Genomic DNA, 12853 nt, shown 5'->3' with positions numbered 1-12853 from the left:
GATGTTAAAACTTATTGCGATCATATTGGTTATGATTTATGTTGTGATGCCCTTGCTTCGCTTTTTGATGAAGGCATTTGTCATCACACAGGCGCATAAGATGATGTCGGAACAAGAAATTCGAGCCAAACAAGCGGCTTCGAAAGCTAAAAAAGAAGGGACGATTGATGTCGATTATGTGCCACCAAAAAAGAAATCTAAATCAGATGAAGTAGGTGGTGATTACGTCCCCTATGAAGAAGTGAAAGAATAATATGTTGAAGCAAATTCTTTTGTATTTCTTGCTGGCATTTTGTCTCCTCTCGAAAGATGGGGTCACATTGATTATTGATGCCATGCGGGTCAAGCAATCTGTCTTTGCCCTTATAGAAAAAACGACTGATAATTTAGCGGAAGAAGAGGATGTAGCCGAAGACCTTTGGCATTTTGCCCCGACTGGATTAGAAGATTTATCTTTGCTCTCCATTGAATTTACCGAACAAAAAATACCTTGTGACTCCGATGGGAATCTTTTGCAGGTTCACTTGGAGCGTTTAATTCCCCCTCCCGATAAGGCCTGAGATTCCTTTGCCTTATAGAAACAAAATCATTAAACATTCTTGCAAGTCTATGCTTTTAGCATAGTATTAAAAACGATGAAAACATGCGTCATGACGTCTGTGTTTGTCATTCTTTTTTTTGTTGGCTTCGGACAAGAGAAGCATTACAAGAATCAGATAAACCGGACATTAACTGAAAAAGTGAATATCGAACAAAGTGTAATTGAGCAAGTCAAAAAGCCGAGTTCGGAAACGCCTAAGTACCAACGTGTCGTCCCTAATTTAGGGTGGTCAGATACGAATAAATTGAAAACAAGTCCTCCATCCTATAAACAACATCAGGGGAGGCCAAACAACTAAAAGATGAAAAAATACCTAATCGGATTATTGCTGCTTGCGGCTTGTACAACAAAAAAAGAGGAGGCCGTTGAAGTCCAAACACTCGAGGTTTCCACCCCTATTTCGCTGGATACGACGATCCAACAAGAATTTGTGGCAGATATTCATGCCGTTCAGAACGTCGAAATTCGTGCCCGTGTGAAGGGATATTTGGATCGGATATTGGTGGACGAGGGGAAACAAGTGAAAAAGGGTCAGGTCATGTTTACGATCAATAGTCAGGAATATGTGGCCGATTTAGCGCGGGCAAAGGCTGTCTTAAGCCAAGCGTCTGCCGAATTGAAGGCGGAGGAATTGACCTTAGTTAATACACGCTTGTTGGTGGATAAAAATGTGATTTCGAAAAATCAATTGTCCATTTCTTCGGCGAAGGTTGACGGCATTAAAGCGAAAAGAGAGGAGGCGCTCGCCCATGTTCGTGCGGCGGAATTAAAAGTTGAGCACTCTAATATTCGTGCGCCATTCGATGGGATTGTTGACCGGCTTCCCTTTAAACGTGGTAGTTTGGTTGATGAAGGGACCTTATTGACAACGCTTTCTGATAATCAGAATGTTTTTGCCTACTTCAATGTATCCGAGCAAGAGTATCTGGCATTTAGCCAAAAGGGTGGTGTGAATAATGCTACTCGTGTTAATTTATTATTGGCCAATGGTGAATTGTACCCAGAAAAGGGGATGGTAGAAACGATTGAAGGCGAGTTTGACAAGAACACGGGAAATATTGCCTTTCGCGCGCGTTTCTCAAATCCGAATAAACTTCTGCGTCACGGAGCATCAGGAAAGGTTCAGTTACCGAAGCAAGTGAAGGGATATTGGGCAATTCCGCAAAAAGCGGTTTTTGAGATTCAGGAGAAAAGCTATGTGTTCGTAAAGGATGCAAGCGGTTCTGTTAAGATGAAAAATATTGTTCCAGATATTCGAATTCCGCATTTCTACTTAGTGAAAAGTGGTTATTCAAGTGCAGATACCGTGTTAATTGAAGGTATTCAATTGGTGAAGCAAGGTCAAAAAATCAATTCGACCTACAAGCCGATGCGTCAATTGTTGAACGAATATAAAACACTGTAAGGATGGTACAACAATTTATTACCCGACCGGTACTGTCGATCGTTGTATCGATTTTTATTGTGATTTTAGGCGTGATTGCTATGAAGCAATTGCCTATTACGCAGTTTCCAGATATTGTACCTCCAGCTGTAACCGTCACAACGAAATACACCGGTGCGAATGCCGAGGTTTGTGCAAAAGCAGTGGTAACCCCTTTGGAGCGTGCAATCAACGGTGTAGCTGGAATGACTTACATGACCTCGGTTTCCGGAAATGATGGTACGAGTATCATTCAGGTATATTTTGAGGTGGGAACAGACCCTGATGTTGCGGCTGTCAACGTACAGACACGTGTTCAAACTGTGTTGGATGAGTTACCCGAGGAAGTAATCAAGGCTGGGGTTATCACAGAGAAAGAGGTTAACAGTATGTTGTTGTACGTGAATCTCTTGAGTGAGGATCCGACGATCGACGAGAAGTTTATATACAATTTTGCAGATATTAATGTCTTGCCTGAATTGAAGCGTATCGACGGTGTTGGTTTTGCGGATATCATGGGACAGCGTGAATATGCGATGCGAATCTGGTTACATCCGGATCGATTGTTTGCGTATAAGCTCTCCGCGGAGGATGTAATCCAAGCTTTACGCAATCAAAATGTGGAGGCTGCTCCGGGTAAAATTGGGGAGAGTTCGGGTAAACATCCCCAGGCATTGCAATACGTCATGCGCTATACTGGGAAATTTACCCAGGTGGCTGAGTATGAAAATTTAGTCATCAAGGCTACTGAGACCGGGCAAATTCTTCGCCTTAAAGATTTGGCGGATGTTGAGTTTGGTTCCTTGGATTACGACGTACTTTCGAAAGAAAATGGTCGGCCGTCCGCTGCGATTCTATTAAAGCAACGTCCGGGTTCAAATGCCGCCGAAGTAATTGATAATGTAAAAAAGCGTTTAGCAGAATTGAAGACAAGCACTTTCCCTCCTGGAATGGGCTTTACGATTTCATACGATGTTTCTCGATTTTTGGATGCATCGATTCATGAAGTTATTAAGACGTTATTGGAAGCGTTTATATTGGTGGCATTAGTGGTGTTTATCTTTTTGCAAGATTGGCGTGCGACACTTGTTCCGATTATTGCCGTACCTGTTTCATTGGTGGGTACGTTTACCTTTATGCTGGCCTTCGGATTTTCCATTAATCTATTGACGCTGTTTTCTTTGGTTTTGGCCATCGGTATCGTAGTCGATAACGCGATTGTCGTCGTGGAGGCAGTTCATGCCAAAATGGAGGAAAAAGATATGTCCGTTTTGGCTGCCACCCAAGAAGCGATGCATGAGATTTCGGGAGCGATTTTAGCGATTACGTTGGTGATGGGTGCGGTATTTGTACCTGTGGCCTTTCTTTCTGGACCTATCGGGGTGTTTTTCCGTCAGTTCTCCGTCACCATGGCTATTTCAATTGCCTTGTCGGGTTTAACCGCATTAACCCTAACGCCGGCCCTTTGTGTCTTATTGTTGAAAAAGCCAGAGCACAATCAAAAGACTTTGTTGGGGAAATTTTTCCACGCCTTTAATCAGCGATATGATCAGATAGCTACTAAATATTTAATTTGGGTCGGGGCATTGATTAGTAGACGAGTCTTAATGTGGATGATTCTACTTAGTTCAGTTGCTGGTACCGTAATTTTATCAGGGATCGTACCCAGTGGCTTTATCCCATCGGAGGATCAGGGGACTCTCTATGTAAATGCGACAACGCCGGCAGGAGCTACCTTGGAACGTACGGAAAGCGTCATGGATCAGGTATTTAAATCGATAAAGGGGGTAGATGCGATTGAGTCATTTTCTACCCTTGCGGGGTTTAGCTTGTTGACCGATGGTTCAGGCGCGTCATACGGAACGGGGATTATTACCTTAAAACCTTGGGAAGATCGCAAAGAAACGGTCGACCAATTAACAGAAATTATTCGATCCAAAACAAATGGTATTAAAGATGCAAGTATACAGTTTTTTCCACCTCCAGCTGTACCGGGTTTTGGTAATGCCTCAGGTTTTGAGTTCCGAATTCAAGACCGGAGTGGGTCGGGAGATTTGCAGAAATTAGCAGCTGTATCTAATGAGTTTGCCAAAAAACTCAATGAAGCACCGGAGATTCAAAATACTTTTTCAAGTTTCGATCCGAGTTTTCCGCAATATATGCTAGAGGTCGATCAAGAAGCTGCCGCCCAAAAAGGAGTCAATGTGCTTCCTGCCATGGATAATTTACAAACCTTGTTGGGGAGTTTCTATGCGACTAACTTCATTCGTTTTGGCCAAATGTACAAGGTGATGGTGCAGGTGGATCCGCGCTATCGGGCTCATCCAGATGACGTATTGAAATTTTATGCGAAGAACAAGGCAGGCGAAATGGTTCCTTATTCTTCTTTTGTGAAGATGAAAAGAGTTTACGGCCCAGAACAGTTTACGCGCTATAATATGTTTACCTCTGCCATGGTAAATGGCGAGCCAGCTCCTGGGTTTAGTTCGGGGGCCGTATTGGATATTATTCGCGCGCAAGCTTCGAAAAGTTTGCCAAGAGGCTATACCTTGGAATGGTCCGGTATGACGCGTGAAGAGGATTTAGCTGGGAATCAGGCCATTTTTATTTTTGCTATCTGTTTATTGTTTGTGTATTTACTTTTAGCAGCCCAATATGAATCGTTCTTGCTCCCATTTCCGGTTTTACTATTCTTGCCTATGGGTGCGATGGGTACGTATGCCTTCTTGTATTTGTTTGGATTACAAAATAACATATATGCGCAAGTAGCCCTAGTGATGTTAATTGGTTTACTAGGTAAGAATGCCATCTTGATCGTTGAGTTTGCCATCGCGAAACAGAAGGAAGGTGCTAGTATTATTGAAGCGGCTAAAGAAGGAGCTTTTTCCCGGTTACGCCCTATTTTGATGACTTCGTTTGCCTTTGTGGCAGGCTTGATTCCCCTAATGATTGCATCGGGTGCTGGGGCGATTGGAAATAGAACGATTGGTACAGCCTCTGCTGGGGGAATGATTTTAGGTACTGTGGGTGGTTTATTAGTGATTCCGGGTTTGTATGTGGTCTTTGCCACGCTCTCGGCTAAATGGTCAAAAAATGAGAAATAAGTTTTGGATATTAATTTTTGTATTGACTTTAGCTTCTTGCCAAAAGGCCTTACTAAATGAGCAGAAGAAGGTAGATATCGATTTAGATACGTACAAGCGACCCAATGAAAATACTTCCGTGTCGGATGTTCAAGCTTGTTGGAAAAGAGACACGCTTCTTCTTCAATTAATCGATTCCGTGTTGGTTCGTAGTAACGACATCAAAATCGGATTTTTGGAAATGGCGATGGCCCGGGCAGATTTTGCCAATCAGCGTGGATTGCGAAAGCCTTTCGTTTCGGGTTTAGTTCAACCGAGCCTTCGTAAATTCGGTAAGTATACGATGGATGGTGTGGGTAATTTTGATACACAATTTTCACCTAACATTACCAAAGATCAGATTATCCCAGAAAATCTGCCTGATTTGATGTTGGGCGTACAAGCAAGTTGGGAATGGGATATTTGGGGAAAACTTGCCAAGCGGAAGAAAGCGAGTGCTTTGCGGTATTTGGCTACGGAGTCCGGCCAGCAATGGTTTATTACCTCTTTAGTGGCCGATGTGGCGAGTGCTTATGGGCAATTGGTCGCGTTGGATCAGGAGTTGGACATTCTTAAATCCAATATTGAGATTCAGCGCAAGGCCTTTGAATTGGTTCAAGTTCAAAAAGAAGCGGGTGTGGTGAACGAATCGGCTGTTCAGCAATTAGAGGCACAGTGGTTGAATTCACGTGCGCAAGAAGGGGATGTGCTGCAGCAAATTACCGTGCTGGAAAACCAAATTCAATATTATTTGAATAAGCCTGCTCGACCGATTTTGCGTAGTAAATACCCATTCCAGTGTGCATTAGATTCTACGCTATTTGCCAATGTGAAGATTGATCAATTAGAGCGGCGGCCGGATATTCGTCAGGCGAAATTAGCCTTGGAATCAGCCGTTGAGCTAAAGGAGAGTGCGAAGCTTGCGTTAAAACCCTCGATTGTTCTATCCGGGATTTTAGGGGTTCAAGGTTTTCAGCCGGCTTATTTATTCCAATTACCTGCATCCATGGCCTACCAGTTGATGGGTGGTATTTCAGCGCCCTGGTTGAATCGTTCTGCCATTACTTCCGAGATCTTGCGAACCGATGCACAATGGAAGACACTTGATTTGGCTTATCAAAATGCGCTTGTTAAAGGCTACCTCGAGTGGGACACGCAGGTAAAGTCTTTGAGTTATTTACAAAAGCAAAATCAATTAAAAGAGCGTGAGGTACGATTGACTAAAGGGGCTGTTAATACGGTGGGTACCTTATTCCTAACGGCTAACGCAAGTTACCTGGAGGTCTTAACTGCACAGCAAAATGCCTTACGATCTGAGCTTGATTTGTTGGAATTATCTAGAAAGCGTTGGATGCACGCGATTCAATTGTATCGTGTCCTAGGGGGTGGTTGGTAAAACCAAGTTTTCAATCACCTTGGGGAAGTCCCGGTGTTCTAACACCTGACCTTTTTTGGCTACATCTTCCGGGGTATCGCTCGGTAAAACGGGGAAAGAACTCTGGAAGATGATGGCTCCTTCATCGTAATGTTCATTCACGTAATGTATGGTGATGCCCGATTCTGTTTCACCTGCGGCAACGACGGCTTCATGAACGAAATGTCCATACATGCCTTTGCCTCCAAATTTAGGTAATAAGGCAGGATGCAAATTGATGATTCGTTGTGGAAAAGCTTGTACGTATTCGGAAGGAATTAACCATAAAAAACCTGCCAATACGATCCAGTCGGTCTGTAAAGACTGAATTTTACGTAGCAAAGCTCCATTTCTATATTCCTCCCGCGAGAAAAGACTGCAGGGGATGTCTAGTCTTTTAGCACGTTCAATAACGCCTGCCTCAGGATTGTTGCAAAAAATATGAACGATTTTAACTGCTGTGGAGCCCCTAAAATGTTCTACAATTTTTTCGGCGTTTGAGCCAGAACCAGAGGCGAAAATGACGATGTTCTTCACAGGAGCTAATTTTATTTTTGCAAATTTAGGGCTAATTCAGGAACCTTTCCGTATTTGTCGTAGTTTTGTTTCCGTTTGAATCTTCAAATATGAAAATAGGAATCATTTGTTACCCCACCTACGGCGGTAGTGGTGTTGTCGCTACGGAGCTTGGTAAAGCCTTAGCATCTGTGGGTCATCAGGTACATTTTATTACCTATACCCAACCTCCTCGCCTCGATTTCTTTAGTGAGAACATCTTTTACCACGAGGTCTCTGTAGCGTCCTATCCTTTATTTGAATATTTGCCCTATGAATCTGCATTGGCCAGTAAAATGGTCGATGTTACGGTGAATGAGCAATTGGATTTGATTCATGTACACTATGCGATTCCGCATGCATCGGCTGCCTATTTGGCCAAGCAGATCTTAAAATACAAGGGAATTCATGTGCCCGTGATTACCACTTTGCATGGTACGGATATTACCCTGGTGGGTCGAGATCCATCTTTTGAACCTGTCGTTACATTCTCGATCAATGAATCGGATGGGGTGACAGCGGTTTCAGAAAGTTTGCGCGAAGATACCTATTCGTCTTTTGAAATATTAAGTAACATTGAAGTTATTCCAAACTTTATCGATCTAGGTCGATTCCAGAAACAACCGAAGGAGCATTTTAAAATGGCCATTTGTCCCAATGGGGAGAAGTTGCTCATGCATACCTCGAACTTCCGTAAGGTAAAGCGTATCGAAGATATCATTCAAGTATTTGCTAAGGTACAAAAACAGATTCCGTCCAAATTATTGTTAGTGGGCGATGGCCCCGAACGTTCAGGAATTGAAGCCCTTTGTCGGGACTTGGGCGTAGCTTCGGATGTTCGTTTTTTAGGCAAACTGGATACAATTGAGGAGGCCTTGTCATTGGCCGATTTATTCTTTTTAACCTCGGAAAAGGAGAGTTTTGGTTTGGCTGCTTTGGAGGCGATGGCCTGTGAAGTACCTGTCATTTCTTCAAATGCTGGGGGGATTCCAGAGGTAAATATTCACGGTGAGACCGGATTCGTCAGCGAGATTGGTAACATCGATGACATGGTTGCCAATACCATCAAGATATTACAAGACGAGGACTTGCATACACAGATGAAGGCGAATGCCTTAGCGCGTGCCAAAGAATTCTCGTTGGAGAAAATTCTTCCAATGTATGAGCGATACTACGAGAAAATCGTAGGTCAAAGTTGGCGCTTCCCCGCTCAAAAATTTAGCGATTCGGAATAATCTCGACGGCGCTCGTGTCCTTTGTTTCAATCAGTAATTCTTTCGCGGATTTCTTGAAAACGGGATGAATCCAATCTGCAGCGATTTCATGCAAGGGAATCAAGATGAATTTGCGATCTTGAATATGTGGATGGGGAATTTGTAAGTCACTTTCCTGAATCAATTCTTGGTCGATAAATAAAATATCTAAATCCAAAGTCCGCGGCCCCCAAGTGACTTGGCGCTCTCTCCCTAGGGCTTTCTCAATGGCTTGAATTTCAGCAAGAATTTGATTGGGCGTTAAGGAGCTTTCCAGTAAAACGACTTGATTTAGGAAATCAGCTTGGTCGGTTAATCCCCAGGCAGCTGTTTGGTAGAGGCTGGACTTTTGAAGGATGGGCCCAACTTTATTTTCAATCATCGGATAAGTCCGCTCAAATATTTCCTGAGTATTTCCTAGATTGCCTCCTAATGAGAGGAAAACGTGCTTCATGGGGTCGTTTTTATTTCAAACAAACATACAAAATTCTTTCCTATGCCGAGTCCATCTGACTTAAAACCAGGTGTATTGTTGATTTCTGAACCCTTCTTGGAGGATCCCTCTTTTAAGCGTTCAGTCATTCTGCTTTGTGAGCATACGAGTTCGCATTCGTTCGGTTTAGTGCTTACACAGCCCCAAGAGGTTATTTTGGATTCCATAATGGATGCCAAAATTATGGGGGAGATTCCACTTTTTGCCGGAGGTCCTGTGGATCCTACGATTTTGCAATTCGTACATCGTAGGCCCGATTTAATCCAAGGCGGACAGGAAATCGCTCCGGGGATCTTTTGGGCAGGGGATTTCGAGCAAGCTATTGAGGCTGTTATCGACGGAACGATTTCTTTTCAAGAAATTAAGTTTTTTATTGGTTATTCAGGCTGGTCGGCCGGCCAACTTGAGCGGGAATTAAAATCAGATTCTTGGATTATCTCTCAAGCCCGTGTCTCGGATGTGTTTGAAGAGTCGCCAGAAAAATTGTGGCGTTCTGTACTTTATCAGAAAGGTGGTAATTATCGCGTTTTATCTACGTATCCGGACGATCCTTCATTAAATTAATTTGCTAAGCGCTACCTTTGGCAAACCGGGTAGGATTGCCAAAGGTAAAAAGTGGGGCTAGCTAATTCTAGCCCAGTTCGTCGTGTCTTTGCGCTGTTGCATGACTTGTTCGCGGATCATCAAGTGACGATCAAGGGCTAAATGGGGATCCTCCTCCAGGATTCTAATCGCTGTTTCACGAGCCACTTTTAATATTTCCCCGTCTTTCGCTAAATCCGCAATCATGAGATCAATGGCTCCACTTTGACGCGTCCCCCCGATGTCCCCCGGACCGCGTAATTGCAGGTCGACTTCCGCAATTTCAAATCCATTATTTGTTCGGACCATGGTTTCGATCCGCTTTTTGGTGTCGGCACTTAATTTATAGTCGGTCATGAGTATGCAATAACTTTGCTCGGCACCCCGACCGACCCGTCCGCGAAGCTGGTGTAATTGCGAAAGTCCAAAACGTTCGGCACTTTCGATAATCATGATGGAGGCGTTAGGGACATTGACACCAACCTCGATCACCGTGGTAGCCACCATGATTTTCGTTTCATTCGCCACAAATCGAGCCATCTCGATGTCTTTATCTGCGGGTTTCATCTTGCCATGCAAGATACCCAGCGGGACCTCTGGGAATGCCCGAGAAATACTTTCGTAGCCATCCATCAAATCCTTGAAGTCCATTTTTTCGGACTCTTCAATCAAGGGATAGACAATATAGACTTGACGGCCTTTGGATAATTCATTTTGGATAAATGCAAAAACTTGTAAACGATGGCTGTCATAGCGCTGTGTCGTTTGAATGGGCTTGCGTCCCACCGGGAGTTCATCAATCACGGACACGTCCAGGTCACCATAAAGTGTCATGGCAAGGGTCCGAGGAATGGGCGTGGCGGTCATTACCAACACGTGTGGATGAATTTCTTTGTTCTTATCCCAAAGTTTCGCTCGTTGAGCGACACCAAAGCGATGCTGCTCATCGATGATACATAGCCCTAGGTTATTAAATTTTACGACGTCTTCAAAAATGGCATGGGTCCCTACGAGAATCTTCAATTCTCCAGAGGCCAAGTCCTCAAGCAATCCAACGCGGTCTTTTTTCTTAACAGATCCGGTTAGTTTGGCGATGCTAATTCCCAAGGCATCCGCGAATTTTTTCAGCCCTTGGTAATGTTGATCCGCCAAAATCTCCGTAGGGGCCATGATACAGGCTTGCGTCCCATTGTCGATGGCCAAGAGCATGGAGATAAATGCTACGATGGTTTTTCCAGAACCCACATCACCTTGGAGTAATCGGTTCATTTGTTTGCCCGATTTCATGTCTTGGAAGATTTCTCGGATTACTTTTTTCTGAGCTCCCGTTAAATCAAAGGGCATGTGATCTTGGTAAAACTTAGTCAGCAGCACTGCAGATGAAAAAACCTGTCCAGGAAATTGTTCTTTACGAACCAAGTTTTGCTTGATAAGACGTAATTGGTTGTAAAAGAGTTCCTCAAATTTCAGTCGGCGCCTTGCCTGATGCAACCAATTTTCACTTTGTGGGTGATGTATATGATAGAGTGCTTCTTGCTTGGAAACCAGGCGGAATTGCTGAATGATTTCCATGGGCAAGGTTTCGCGAATATGCGAAAATGCCATTCCCAAAAGTGTACGCTGTAAGCCGGCAATGACTTTACTGTCGATGTATTTTTTCCGAAGTTTTTCGGTAAGCGGGTAAACCGGTTGGAAAAATTTTTCGGAGTGATTGGCACCCTTGTACACCTCCATTTCGGGGTGGGTCATTTGCAAATGCCCATTGAAGGAGGTAGGCTTACCATAAAATAGATAATCGACACCTGTGACAAGTGATTTTTCGAGCCACTTGACACCTTGAAACCAGACCAACTCGATGCAACCTGATGCATCACAGCATTCGGCTATGATGCGTTGTTTGGCACCATTCCCTAATTTTTCCTTGTAGCGAATGCGGCCGATAAACTGCGCATGCTCCATTTGGTCATTGATTTCGGCAATGGCGTAAATTTTTATTCGGTCTTCGTATCGAAAAGGGTAATACTGGATTAGGTCGCCAAATGTAAACAACCCCAGCTCGGTTTGGAGTAAGCTGAGTCGGGCAGGAGTCATGCCGCGTAATTGCGAAAGATCCGTATCGAAAAAATGGCTCTGCGACATAGAACAAAAATTTTGTGAATTTAGGTATATTTACAAAAACTTAACGCGAATCCTAAAATCCTTTATGTCGAATTCCGCATTTTACCCTAAATCCGTTTTGACCTTACTCTTCGTGAGTATATTAAATATCGTTTTGGGGCAAACTACGTCTGTGGTTTCGAATGATCCATGTAAAGACGTTTGGGTAACGGCAAATTCCAAAATACTGATGTTTTCCCCCGAACCCGGGGAGGTGATAAAACCGATTCCGGTTCCCGTGAATGGGTCTTTAAATCCATTAATCGAGTGGACGTGGACTCCAGCATTGGGCATGGTAGATGCGAGTGGGAACGATGGTTCGCGTCTATTGAAGCCTTATTTTGATGTTCGCAAATTAGGGGATCTAGGAGGTAATGCATTTACAACAACCTTCTTCATCACCGGTAGAGCTCCAAGTTTGGGTTGCAATACCTTCGCCATGATTGATGTGATTATTTTGGCGCGAATTAAGCCTTACGATGCGATTACTCCCAATGGCGATGATTTAAATGATTATTGGGCGATTGATAATATTTCTTCCTATCCCGAGGCAACCATTACGGTCATCGATCGTTGGGGTGTTCCTGTATTTGAGGGGACAGGTGATACCTATGAGGAAATGCCTTTCAGGGGTAAATATGGCGGCAAAGCATTGCCTACGGGTGTTTATATGTATCGAATCAAACCCAGTGTAGATTATCCGGATGTCGTGGGTTCACTAACAATTATACGCTAGATGAAAAGTTTGTTGGATCAAAAATTTCAGGAAGACGGTTTTGTGATCACGAAAGTCGAAGATCTTATGAACTGGGCGCGCGCGAGTTCGCTTTGGCCCATGAGTTTTGGCTTAGCTTGTTGTGCGATTGAAATGATGCAGGCATTTGCGTCTGGCTATGATTTAGATCGCTTTGGCGTTTTTCCGCGCCCTTCCCCGCGTCAATCGGATGTGATGATTGTTGCTGGAACGGTAACCTTCAAAATGGCTGATCGGATTCGTCGTCTTTATGAGCAAATGCCAGAACCGCGTTATGTAATCTCGATGGGTTCTTGTGCGAATTGCGGCGGCCCCTATTGGGAACATGGCTATCACGTGGTTAAAGGGGTAGATCGAATTATTCCCGTGGATGTATATGTGCCGGGTTGTCCGCCCAGACCGGAGGCCTTAATTGGTGGTATTTTGAAATTACAGGAGAAAATCAATCAAGAAACGTTGGTCGTACCTCAGCGAATTTTGGAGGCTATCTCATAAACGA

The 12853-nt window shown here is 43.8% G+C and carries 13 protein-coding genes; 10 read left to right on the top strand and 3 right to left on the bottom strand.

The features are described from left to right. Nucleotide 1: 1 nt before the first annotated feature. The 6 genes from ACMH5P_RS06270 to ACMH5P_RS06245 all read left to right on the top strand — a co-directional run bounded on the left by ACMH5P_RS06270 (nucleotide 2) and on the right by ACMH5P_RS06245 (nucleotide 6542). Nucleotides 2–253, top strand: coding sequence for a DUF4834 domain-containing protein (locus ACMH5P_RS06270; protein ID WP_459493486.1), 252 nt, complete (start codon nucleotides 2–4; stop codon nucleotides 251–253). 1 nt (nucleotide 254) lies between these two features. After that, nucleotides 255–560 carry a hypothetical protein gene (locus ACMH5P_RS06265; protein WP_459493485.1) on the top strand — a complete coding sequence of 102 codons (306 nt, stop codon included), beginning with the start codon at nucleotides 255–257 and terminating at the stop codon, nucleotides 558–560. Nucleotides 561–635: 75 nt separating this feature from the next. Further along, entirely contained in the window at nucleotides 636–899 is a 264-nt protein-coding gene (locus ACMH5P_RS06260; protein WP_459493484.1) for a hypothetical protein, read from the top strand. A 3-nt stretch (nucleotides 900–902) separates the two neighbouring features. Further along, complete coding sequence (locus ACMH5P_RS06255; protein ID WP_459493483.1) at nucleotides 903–2006, top strand: efflux RND transporter periplasmic adaptor subunit; 1104 nt, start codon at nucleotides 903–905, stop codon at nucleotides 2004–2006. A gap of 2 nt (nucleotides 2007–2008) precedes the next feature. After that, the gene (locus tag ACMH5P_RS06250) at nucleotides 2009–5128 is read left to right on the top strand and encodes an efflux RND transporter permease subunit (protein WP_459493482.1); all 3120 of its coding nucleotides are present in this window, start codon (nucleotides 2009–2011) and stop codon (nucleotides 5126–5128) included. Further along, nucleotides 5118–6542 (top strand): TolC family protein, encoded by a 1425-nt coding sequence (locus tag ACMH5P_RS06245; protein ID WP_459493480.1) that lies wholly within the window; start codon nucleotides 5118–5120, stop codon nucleotides 6540–6542. The genes ACMH5P_RS06250 and ACMH5P_RS06245 overlap by 11 nt, the downstream gene beginning before the upstream one ends. On the opposite strand, the gene purN is transcribed toward ACMH5P_RS06245, so the two are convergent. Beyond that, nucleotides 6525–7097 (bottom strand): phosphoribosylglycinamide formyltransferase, encoded by a 573-nt coding sequence (gene purN, locus ACMH5P_RS06240; RefSeq protein WP_459493479.1) that lies wholly within the window; start codon nucleotides 7095–7097, stop codon nucleotides 6525–6527. The genes ACMH5P_RS06245 and purN overlap by 18 nt on opposite strands. Nucleotides 7098–7186: 89 nt before the next feature. On the opposite strand from purN, the gene bshA reads away from it, so the two are divergent. Further along, nucleotides 7187–8350 carry an N-acetyl-alpha-D-glucosaminyl L-malate synthase BshA gene (gene bshA / locus ACMH5P_RS06235; protein WP_459493478.1) on the top strand — a complete coding sequence of 388 codons (1164 nt, stop codon included), beginning with the start codon at nucleotides 7187–7189 and terminating at the stop codon, nucleotides 8348–8350. Here bshA and folK read toward each other — a convergent pair. Continuing rightward, nucleotides 8334–8822 (bottom strand): 2-amino-4-hydroxy-6-hydroxymethyldihydropteridine diphosphokinase, encoded by a 489-nt coding sequence (folK, locus tag ACMH5P_RS06230; protein WP_459493477.1) that lies wholly within the window; start codon nucleotides 8820–8822, stop codon nucleotides 8334–8336. The two genes, bshA and folK, sit on opposite strands and share 17 nt — an antisense overlap. A 42-nt stretch (nucleotides 8823–8864) precedes the next feature. Here folK and ACMH5P_RS06225 point away from each other — a divergent pair, with 42 nt between their 5' ends. Then, nucleotides 8865–9425: a YqgE/AlgH family protein gene (locus tag ACMH5P_RS06225; RefSeq protein ID WP_459493476.1), complete on the top strand. Its 561-nt coding sequence runs from the start codon at nucleotides 8865–8867 to the stop codon at nucleotides 9423–9425. A gap of 57 nt (nucleotides 9426–9482) precedes the next feature. Here ACMH5P_RS06225 and recG read toward each other — a convergent pair whose 3' ends face one another. After that, the gene (gene recG / locus ACMH5P_RS06220) at nucleotides 9483–11582 is read right to left on the bottom strand and encodes an ATP-dependent DNA helicase RecG (protein WP_459493475.1); all 2100 of its coding nucleotides are present in this window, start codon (nucleotides 11580–11582) and stop codon (nucleotides 9483–9485) included. A gap of 64 nt (nucleotides 11583–11646) precedes the next feature. On the opposite strand from recG, the gene ACMH5P_RS06215 reads away from it, so the two are divergent. Further along, on the top strand, nucleotides 11647–12336 hold the full coding sequence (locus tag ACMH5P_RS06215; RefSeq protein WP_459493474.1) for a T9SS type B sorting domain-containing protein: 690 nt from the start codon (nucleotides 11647–11649) through the stop codon (nucleotides 12334–12336). Beyond that, nucleotides 12337–12849 (top strand): NADH-quinone oxidoreductase subunit B, encoded by a 513-nt coding sequence (locus ACMH5P_RS06210; protein WP_459493473.1) that lies wholly within the window; start codon nucleotides 12337–12339, stop codon nucleotides 12847–12849. The last annotated feature ends 4 nt before the right edge of the window (nucleotides 12850–12853 follow it).

Source organism: Aquirufa sp. 5-AUSEE-100C1 (assembly GCF_054558655.1).
The sequence above is the reverse complement of the archived record's forward strand: the minus strand, read 5'-3'. Positions and strand labels throughout refer to the sequence as shown.